Genomic DNA, 8852 nt, shown 5'->3' with positions numbered 1-8852 from the left:
CCTCCCGCCCCCCCGCCTCCCCGTCGAACGGGGCCGCCGGCCGCCTGCGACCCGCTGATCACAGGCGGGCCGCCGGTCGTCGGCCCTTTCCAGGGGCCGCCGTTTCCGCGGTGTGAGCCGGAGCACGGCCCCGGTGACCTCGCGGGGGCGCTGGGGAGGCTAGGCTTCATTGGCGCAAAAATCGCCAGGCTCCCCTCACTCTCGTGGAGCCGGACCGCCGACATCTGTACACCAGCCGGACAAGCAAGGACGGACCCTCGTGGACCTGTTCGAACATCAGGCGAAGGAGCTCTTCGCGGAGTACGGCATCCCCGTGCCGCGCGGCATCGTCGCGCACACCGTGGAGGAGGCACGCGCGGCAGCGGAGGAGCTGACCGGCCGTGTCGTCGTCAAGGCCCAGGTCAAGACCGGTGGCCGAGGCAAGGCGGGCGGCGTGAAGGTCGCCGACGACGCCGCCGACGCCGAGCGGAAGGCCACCGACATCCTCGGGATGGACATCAAGGGCCACACGGTCCACAAGGTCCTGATCGAGGAGGCCAGCGCGATCGCGGAGGAGTACTACTTCTCCTTCCTGCTCGACCGTGCGAACCGCACCTTCCTCGCCATCTGCTCCGCCGCCGGCGGAATGGACATCGAAGAGGTCGCGCACAGCACCCCCGAGAAGGTCGCGAAGGTCCCGGTCTCCCCGCTCACCGGCGTCGACCGGGCCCGGCCGCGAGATCGCCGTGGCCGGCGGACTGCCGGAGAAGGCGCTCGACGGCGCGGCCGAGCTCATCGAGAAGCTCTGGGCCGCCTTCGTCGACGAGGACGCCTCCCTGGTCGAGGTGAACCCGATGATCCTGTCCGCCGACGGCCAGGTGAAGGCCCTCGACGGCAAGGTCACCCTCGACGACAACGCCGCCTTCCGCCAGCCCGAGCACGAGGCCTACGCGGACAAGGCCGCCGAGGACCCGCTGGAGGCCGCGGCCAAGGCCAAGGACCTCAACTACGTCAAGCTCGACGGCAACGTCGGCATCATCGGCAACGGCGCGGGCCTGGTCATGAGCACCCTCGACGTCGTCGCCTACGCGGGCGAGGCGTTCCCCGGGCAGCCCAAGCCCGCCAACTTCCTCGACATCGGCGGCGGCGCCTCGGCCGAGGTGATGGCGGCCGGCCTGGAGATCATCATCTCCGACCCGTCGGTGAAGTCGATCTTCGTGAACGTGTTCGGCGGCATCACCGCGTGCGACGCGGTCGCCAACGGCATCGTGGCCGCCTTCCAGCTGCTGGAGAGCCGCGGCGAGGCCGTCACCCGCCCCCTGGTCGTCCGCCTGGACGGCAACAACGCCCTGCTCGGGCGGCAGATCCTGGCCGACGCCAAGCTTGCCGGCGTCGAGCTGGTCGACACGATGGACGAGGCGGCCAAGCGCGCCGCCGAGCTCGCTGCGGTAGGTGCGTAATGGCTATCTGGCTGACCGAGAACAGCAAGATCATCGTTCAGGGCATGACCGGCGGGGAGGGCACCAAGCACACCCGCCGCATGCTCGCCGCCGGAGCCCGCGTGGTGGGCGGCGTCAACGCCCGCAAGGCCGGCACCGTCCACGAGGGCCTGCCGGTGTTCGGCACCGTGGCCGAGGCCATGGCCGAGACCGGTGCGGACGTGTCGGTGGTGTTCGTGCCGCCGGCGTTCACCAAGGACGCGGTCAAGGAGGCCATCGACGCCGAGATCCCGCTCTGCGTGGTGATCACCGAGGGCGTGCCGGTGCACGACACCACCGAGTTCTGGGCGTACGCGGTGGCCAAGGGCGGCAAGACCCGCATCATCGGCCCGAACTGCCCGGGCATCGCCTCGCCGGGCGCCTCGAACGCGGGCATCATCCCGGCCGACATCACCACCGCGGGCCGGATCGGGCTGGTGTCGAAGTCGGGCACGCTGACCTACCAGCTGATGTACGAGCTGCGCGACTTCGGTTTCTCCACCGCGGTGGGCATCGGCGGCGACCCGGTGATCGGCACGACGCACATCGACGCGCTCGAGGCCTTCCAGGCCGACCCGGGCACGGACGCGATCGTGATGATCGGCGAGATCGGCGGAGACGCCGAGGAGCGGGCCGCGGCCTACATCGAGCAGCACGTGACCAAGCCGGTCGTGGCCTACGTGGCGGGGTTCACCGCGCCGGAGGGCAAGACCATGGGGCACGCGGGCGCGATCGTGTCGGGTTCGGCCGGTACGGCGCAGGCCAAGAAGGAGGCGCTGGAGAAGGTCGGAGTGCGGGTCGGCAAGACCCCCAGCGAGACCGCCCGCCTCATGCGCGAGGTCATGCGCTCCCGCTGACCGTCCGTGCCGGGCCGCGCCGTCCGGCGCGGCCCCGCCGCCGTCCGGCGGTCGCAGCGGTTCGGCAGAAACGATTCGACAGAGGCGCCCGGCGCATTCCGCCGGGCGCCTCTCGCGCGTCCCGGTCCTTCCTCGCGCCCCGCGCGTCCCGGAAATCCGTACGACTCGCGGCATTCCTCCCGTACGGCGTGCGACACGCGGACCGATGAGAGCCCGCCTACCGGAAGATCGGTGAGACCATCGGGTACTGTGACGGCCCTTCTCGACCATTTCCGGACGGCTCCCCGCACCGTCCTCAGTCGCATCCCCCTGCCCGGCGCCACGGGTGACGACGACGTCCGCAGGCCGCTCCCCGTCTCAGGAATGCTCGCCGCCGCCTGGACGCTCGGCGTCGGCCTGGCGGTGCTCACCACGCTCACCCTGATCGGCTGGATCGCCGCCCCCCGGGGCACGCTCGGCGGCGGCCTGCCCGAGGTGTTCCGCACCGCGGCGCAGCTCTGGCTGGCCGCGCACCACGCGGGGTTCGCGATTCCCGGCGGGTCGGTCGGGCTGATCCCGCTCGGGCTGGTGGCCCTGCCCGCCTTCCTGCTCTACCGCGCGGGGATCTGGATGGCCCGCGACGCGGACCTGCGGCTGCGGCTGCCGGCCAGGCTGCCCAGGAACAGCCCCAAGGAGCAGGCCAACGCCCGGCGGCGGCCCAGCTGGTCCTGATCGCGCAGGCGGGCGTCTCGCTGGCGGCGCCGTACGCGCTGCTGGCGGGGGTGGTCGCGATCGTCGCCCGGAACCCGATCACCCAGCCGTTCCTGGGCGAGGTGCTGGTCAGCCACCTGATCCTGGCCTTCGTCGCGGGTTCGCTGGCGACCGTCAGGGCGATCGGGCCGTGGCGGGTGATGCCGCGCCTGCTGCCCGAGCGGTTGCGCTCGGTCGTCGGCGGCACCGCCGCCGCCCTGGGGATCATGCTGCTGGCGGGCGCTCTGCTGGTGCTCGGCGCCGTCGTGGCGGGCTTCGGCGAGGTCCGGCACCTGACCGACGTGCTGGCCCCCGGGGTCGTCGGGGGCCTGCTGCTCGTGCTGGTCCAGGGGCTCTACCTGCTCAACGCGTTCGTCTGGGGGATGGCCTACATCGCCGGGCCCGGTTTCGCGGTCGGGACCGGCACGCTGATCGCCCCGACCGGCGTGCAACTGGGCACCGTGCCCAGCCTGCCGATCCTGGGCGCGCTGCCCGAAGCGGGTCCGACCCCGGCCTGGCTCATGGCGGTGATCGCGGTCCCGTTCGTCGCCGGGGCGGTGGCGGGCGTCGTGCTCGTCAGGATCGCGCCCTCTCCCACGTACGAGGGCGCGCCGCTGTGGGGCTTCGCCTGCGGCATCGCCACCGGCTGCGCGGCCGGGGCGATGGCGGCGCTGTCCGGCGGCGCGCTCGGCGGCGGCAGGCTCGCCGTGATGGGTCCCGCGGCCTGGGAGGTCATGCTCTCGGTGACGCTGGAGACGGGGGTCGCCGCGGGCATCTCGGCGGGCCTGGCCAACTGGTGGCTGATCTTCCGGGGTCACAACACCGCCGTCGCCAGAGCGGCGGCGAAGGCCGCCTCGGCGGCGGCTCCCGTCCGCAAGGCGGGTGCGAAGCTGGCCATGGCGGCGGGGTCGGTGACCGGCCGGGCCAGGGCCGCCGACGCGGACGAGCACCGCGCGCTCCCCGGCCACTGGCTGGACGCCACGGAGTGCGACACCCAGCCGATCCCGGTCATCCGGGACGACTGGGAGGACGAGCACGCCGCCGCCTCGGAGAAGCCGCAGAGGCGCCGGGGCCCGGAGCCGCCCCGGCCGCCCAGGCGCGACATCGTGGACGAGACCGACGACAAGGGCGGGCATGTGATCTACGTGGACCCCTACGCGTGGGATCGCGACTGAACCGTCCCCCGGGATCGCGGCCCGTCCCCTGGGATCGCGGCTGAGCCGCCCCCGGACGGCCGGGCGTGTCCCGGACCCCGCGGAAACGCCCTGGACCGGGAGACCCCGGGCCGCGGAAACGCCCGGAGCCGCCGGGACCGGGATCGGACGGGCGGATTCCGGCCGGGTCAGGGACCGAACGGGAAGCGCAGCTGGCCGGGCTCGACGAAGGGGAGCTTCTTCCTCATCGAGTCCTCCAGCCGGTTGAGGCATTCGTCCTGGGCGGTGACGGTGCTCGCGCCCCGGCGGCACTCCTCGTAGGCGGACAGTTCGTCGCGCAGGTAGAACTGGAACGCCGACGCCATGATCGAGAACAGGAGCGTGACCGACGCGATGGCGATGCCGGCGACGGCCGTGCCGATCGGCTTGGACACCGACCTGAGCGCCGGGATCGCCCGGACCGAGACGACGAGCGCGAAGATCGACATGACCAGTCCCGCCATCGGGAGCATGAGGGTCATCACCGCCGATGCGAACGCGAGCCACAGGGCCCGCCGCCCCGCGCTCTCCGCCGGTCGTAGCTGGACCGGTGCCGCCATGCCAACCTCCTTGCGTTGCCCGAGCGGACGGACCTATACCCTTGCAGCGGCGTGAGTCCCCGTCCGAATGGAGTGCGTCGTTGTCATCCCAGGCCGCTCGGCTTGTGGTTCTCGTGTCCGGCTCTGGAACAAACCTACAGGCACTGTTGGACGCCGTGGCAGACGAGGGCTACGGCGCCCGGATCGTGGCGGTCGGCGCCGATCGCGACGGGATCGAAGGCCTGGCCCGCGCGGAGCGCGCCGGAGTGCCGGTCTTCGTCGAGCGGGTCGCGGACCATCCCGACCGCGAGGCGTGGGATCGGGCGCTCGCGGCCGGGATCGCCGAGCACGAGCCCGACCTGGTGGTCTGCGCCGGGTTCATGAAGATCCTCGGCGCGCCGACGCTGACCGCCTTCCCCGTGCTCAACACCCACCCCGCGCTGCTGCCGTCCTTCCCCGGCGCGCACGGGGTCCGCGACGCCCTCGCGTACGGCGTGCGGGTCACCGGCTGCACCGTGATGCTCGCCGACGCCGGGGTCGACACCGGCCCGATCATCGCCCAGGAGGCCGTCCGCGTCTACGACGGCGACGACGAGCACACCCTGCACGAGCGCATCAAGACCGTCGAGCGAGGACTGCTCGTCGACACCGTCGGCCGGATGGCCCGCGAAGGCTGGACGGTCACCGGCCGGACCGTCCGTTTCGGGCGGCCCGCCGGCCCCCGCTGAACCCCCGCTCGACCCCCGCCGACCAGGCGGCCGGGTGACCCGGCGGATGAGCCGGGCGCCCCCGGAAGAACCGGAACCGACACAGGAGGACCGAGAAGTGACCCGCATCGCCATCCGGCGCGCGTTGATCGCGGTGTACGACAAGAGCGGGCTGGAGGAGCTGGCACGCGGGCTCGACGCCGCGGGAGTGGAGATCGTCTCCACCGGCGGCACCGCCGCGAAGATCGCCGCCTTCGGCGTCCCGGTGACCCCGGTGGAGGCGCTGACCGGCTTCCCCGAGTGCCTCGACGGCCGCGTCAAGACCCTGCACCCGCGCGTGCACGCGGGACTGCTCGCCGACAGCGGCAACCCCGCCCACGTCGCGCAGCTGGAGGAGCTGGAGATCGACCCGTTCCAGCTGGTCGTGGTCAACCTCTACCCGTTCCAGCAGACCGTCGCCTCCGGCGCCTCCGACGCCGAGTGCGTGGAGCAGATCGACATCGGCGGCCCGGCGATGATCCGCGCCGCCGCCAAGAACCACGGCACCGCCGCGGTCGTGGTGGACCCGGCCGCCTACGGCGACGTGCTCGCCGCGGTCGCCGCCGGGGGCTTCACCCTCACCGAGCGCCGCCGCCTGGCGGCCGCCGCCTACGCGCACACCGCCTCCTACGACACCGCGGTGGCCTCCTGGTTCGCCGACGTCTACACGGCGGAGGAGGACACCTGGCCCGCGTTCATGGGGGCCTCCTGGGAGCTGTCGGCGGCCCTGCGCTACGGGGAGAACCCGCACCAGCGCGCGGCGCTCTACACCGCGGGCACCGGCGGGCTGGCCGGCGCCGAGCAGCTGCACGGCAAGGAGATGTCCTACAACAACTACCTCGACGCCGACGCGGCCTGGCGGGCCGCGTGGGACTTCGCCGAGCCCGCCGTCGCGATCATCAAGCACCAGAACCCGTGCGGCATCGCGGTCGGCGCCGACGTCGCCGAGGCGCACCGCAAGGCCCACGCCTGCGACCCGGTCTCGGCCTACGGCGGAGTCATCGCGGTCAACGGGGAGGTCACCGAGAAGCTGGCCCGGCAGATCGCCGAGGTCTTCACCGAGGTCGTGGTGGCCACCGGGTTCACCGCCGAGGCGCTGGCCGTACTGACCGAGAAGAAGAACCTCCGCCTGCTGGCCTGCCCCGAGGGACCGGCCAACCCGACCGAGTTCCGCCGGATCGACGGCGGCCTGCTGGTGCAGACCGCGGACCGGGTGGACGCCCCCGGCGACGATCCCGCGACCTGGGAGCTCAAGGCGGGTCCCGCGGCGTCGGCGGAGGTCCTCGCGGACCTGGCCTTCGCCTGGAAGGCGTGCCGCTCGGTGAAGTCCAACGCGATCCTGCTGGCCTCCGGCGGCGCGAGCGTGGGCGTCGGCATGGGCCAGGTCAACCGGGTCGACTCGGCCCGGCTGGCGGTCTCCCGCGCGGGGGAGCGCGCCGAGGGGTCCGTGGCGGCCTCCGACGCGTTCTTCCCCTTCGCCGACAGCCCGCAGCCGCTCATCGAGGCGGGCGTGAAGGCGATCGTGGAGCCGGGCGGTTCGATCAGGGACGAGGAGGTGATCGCCGCGGCCGAGGCCGCCGGGGTCACCCTCTACTTCACCGGCACCCGCCACTTCTTCCACTAGGAGCCCGGCGGGAGCCTCCGGGTTCCCGCCCGCGCGTCACGATGGGGGACCTCGGGGTTCCCCGCCCGCACGGCCGTCGCGTTCCCGCGGCGGCCGTGTCCTCTTCCGGTGGGGAACTTCCGGTTCCGGTGGGGAACTTCCGGAAAGCCCTACGACCGAGGCCCGGCCCGCCGATACAGGTGATGCCACTCGCGCGAAGCCTCCCTGCCGGCGCCGCACGGCCGCTCCTCCCGAGGACCTCCGGGCCCGAGCCGGCCAGGTGAGACGGATCACTGGGACAGGAGACAAAAGAGTGGCTGGCTGACCACAGTTTTTCGGCTCGAAGAGGTTTGGCACGCCCTTAGCCTGTGTCATCCCTTCTCTTTCCCTTGGAGACCTCGCATGGCCGTGCTCGACTTCCTGCTCCCCGCGCTGGTGATGATCGCCGGCTTCTGGCAGAGCCCCGTCTTCCTGGTGGCGCTCGCCCTCGGCGCGGGTTACCTGGGCGCCAAGGCCGTGGAGGTCATCCCCTTCACCCGCCGGATCATCGAGCGGCGCGAGGCCGAGGCGGCCGAGCGCGGCTGACCCGCGTACGGTCTCCACAGGCTGCCCGTCTCTCAGGGCGTACCTGGTCCGGCAGGACGGCCCGCGTGGGCCGTCCTGTGCGTATCCGGTCCGGCCGTATGATCCGCGCGGGCCGTACGGCGCGTGCACGGTCCGCCGACGGCCCGCGGCCCCGGCACGGCCGGTCCGGCAGGCGGTGCCGACGGCCGGACGCGGACGATCTCATGAGAAAGTTGGCATCATGAGCGCGCAGATTCTGGACGGCAAGGCCACCGCGGCGAAGATCAAGGCAAATCTGGCGGAGCGGGTGGCCGCGCTGAAGGAGCGGGGGATCACCCCCGGGCTCGGCACGGTCCTGGTCGGCGACGACCCCGGCAGTCAGATCTACGTCGCAGGCAAGCACCGCGACTGCGCCGAGGTCGGCATCGCCTCCATCCGCCGGGACCTGCCGGACAACGCCACCCAGGCGGAGGTCGAGGAGGTCATCGACGGCCTCAACGCCTCACCCGAGTGCACCGGCTACATCGTCCAGCTCCCGCTGCCCCGGCACCTGGACACCCAGGCGCTCCTGGAGCGGATGGACCCGGGCAAGGACGCCGACGGGCTGCACCCGGTCAACCTGGGCCGCCTGGTGCACATGGTCGACGCGCCGCTGCCCTGCACCCCGCACGGCATCGTCCTGCTCCTGCAGGAGTACGGCGTGCCGCTCAAGGGCGCCGAGGTCGTCGTGGTCGGCCGCGGCATCACGGTGGGCCGCTCGCTCGGCCTGCTGCTGACCCGCCGCTCGGAGAACGCCACCGTCACCCTCTGCCACACCGGCACCCAGGACCTGGCGGCCCACACCCGGCGCGCGACGTCGTCGTCGCCGCCGCGGGCGTGCCGCACCTGATCACCGCGGACATGGTCAAGCCCGGCGCGGCCGTGCTCGACGTCGGCGTCTCCCGGGTCGAGGGGAAGATCGCCGGTGACGTCGCCCCGGACGTGGCGGACGTCGCGGGCTTCCTGACCCCCAACCCCGGCGGCGTGGGCCCGATGACCCGGGCCCTGCTGCTCGCCAACGTGGTCGAGGCCGCCGAGCGCCAGGCCGGGATCGGCTAGGACGCCCGGCAGCCCACGGTGGTCGGCCGCCGTGAGGGCTCGGCGCCGCGCCGGTCGCCCGCTGCG

Annotated in this window: 7 protein-coding genes and 2 pseudogenes; 8 read left to right on the top strand and 1 reads right to left on the bottom strand. The window is 73.0% G+C overall.

The window, feature by feature from the left end:
• Window positions 1-259 precede the first annotated feature (259 nt).
• The 4 genes and pseudogenes from sucC to ACWJ6R_RS24085 all read left to right on the top strand — a co-directional run bounded on the left by sucC (window position 260) and on the right by ACWJ6R_RS24085 (window position 4218).
• A pseudogene (sucC, locus tag ACWJ6R_RS24100) lies at window positions 260-1439 on the top strand (ADP-forming succinate--CoA ligase subunit beta).
• Window positions 1439-2314, top strand: a complete 876-nt coding sequence (sucD, locus tag ACWJ6R_RS24095; protein ID WP_449064412.1) for a succinate--CoA ligase subunit alpha — start codon at window positions 1439-1441, stop codon at window positions 2312-2314. The pseudogene sucC and the gene sucD overlap by 1 nt, the downstream one beginning before the upstream one ends.
• A 249-nt stretch (window positions 2315-2563) precedes the next feature.
• The gene (locus ACWJ6R_RS24090; protein WP_449064411.1) at window positions 2564-3025 is read left to right on the top strand and encodes a cell division protein PerM; all 462 of its coding nucleotides are present in this window, start codon (window positions 2564-2566) and stop codon (window positions 3023-3025) included.
• Window positions 2920-4218: a cell division protein PerM gene (locus tag ACWJ6R_RS24085; protein ID WP_449064413.1), complete on the top strand. Its 1299-nt coding sequence runs from the start codon at window positions 2920-2922 to the stop codon at window positions 4216-4218. The genes ACWJ6R_RS24090 and ACWJ6R_RS24085 overlap by 106 nt, the downstream gene beginning before the upstream one ends.
• A 167-nt stretch (window positions 4219-4385) precedes the next feature.
• Here the strand turns inward: ACWJ6R_RS24085 and ACWJ6R_RS24080 are convergent, their stop codons facing one another.
• The gene (locus ACWJ6R_RS24080; RefSeq protein ID WP_449064410.1) at window positions 4386-4796 is read right to left on the bottom strand and encodes a hypothetical protein; all 411 of its coding nucleotides are present in this window, start codon (window positions 4794-4796) and stop codon (window positions 4386-4388) included.
• A gap of 80 nt (window positions 4797-4876) precedes the next feature.
• On the opposite strand from ACWJ6R_RS24080, the gene purN reads away from it, so the two are divergent.
• From purN to ACWJ6R_RS24060, 4 genes and pseudogenes are all read left to right on the top strand, one after another.
• Window positions 4877-5503 carry a phosphoribosylglycinamide formyltransferase gene (gene purN / locus ACWJ6R_RS24075; protein WP_449064409.1) on the top strand — a complete coding sequence of 209 codons (627 nt, stop codon included), beginning with the start codon at window positions 4877-4879 and terminating at the stop codon, window positions 5501-5503.
• 97 nt (window positions 5504-5600) lie between these two features.
• On the top strand, window positions 5601-7145 hold the full coding sequence (purH, locus tag ACWJ6R_RS24070) for a bifunctional phosphoribosylaminoimidazolecarboxamide formyltransferase/IMP cyclohydrolase (protein WP_449064408.1): 1545 nt from the start codon (window positions 5601-5603) through the stop codon (window positions 7143-7145).
• Window positions 7146-7526: 381 nt separating this feature from the next.
• Window positions 7527-7709, top strand: a complete 183-nt coding sequence (locus ACWJ6R_RS24065; protein ID WP_068896650.1) for a hypothetical protein — start codon at window positions 7527-7529, stop codon at window positions 7707-7709.
• Between the two features lie 220 nt (window positions 7710-7929).
• Window positions 7930-8786: pseudogene (locus ACWJ6R_RS24060) on the top strand (bifunctional methylenetetrahydrofolate dehydrogenase/methenyltetrahydrofolate cyclohydrolase).
• Window positions 8787-8852: the final 66 nt, after the last annotated feature.

The organism is Planomonospora algeriensis (assembly GCF_977012225.1).
The sequence above is the reverse complement of the archived record's forward strand: the minus strand, read 5'-3'. Positions and strand labels throughout refer to the sequence as shown.